Here is a 409-nt window from a genome sequence, read left to right on the forward strand (position 1 = left end):
GTAAGATTCAATAAAGCGGAAACTTCTACGGCGTCTTGAGCGAACATTTCATAAAAATCACCCAACCGGAAAAAAAGTATGTTTCCTTCCTGTTGTTTTTTTATGCGCCTGTACTGCTCTAGCATAGGACTTGTTTTTAGCTCGTCCATAACTTTTATTTTTTGTTTTTTGCCTGCAAATTCTTGATTAGTTTTTCCGTTATGTCAACCGAAGGACTATACCAAACAATGCTTGGATTGTTTTTCATGTTTAAGACTACAGTATACCCCTCGCTCTCCGCTATATAACGTATTTCATTATATACTTGATCAAGAAATGTTCCTGATTGCATTAGTTTGCCTCTTTCTGCATCCAGTTCCGCTGTTTTTACCTGATAATATTCTTTTAAAAACTCGGATCTTCTGTAGAT

General features: G+C 35.9%; 2 protein-coding genes. Both read right to left on the reverse strand.

Features of this window, described 5'->3' with window-relative positions:
* The coding region (locus ACYVTD_RS17305) for a MutS N-terminal domain-containing protein (RefSeq protein WP_461248871.1) at window positions 1-125 on the reverse strand (125 nt) is incomplete at its 3' end.
* Window positions 126-154: 29 nt separating this feature from the next.
* A partial coding sequence (locus ACYVTD_RS17310) for an OmpH family outer membrane protein (RefSeq protein WP_461248870.1) occupies window positions 155-409 on the reverse strand: 255 nt, incomplete at its 5' end.

This window comes from Treponema sp. R6D11 (assembly GCF_054786075.1).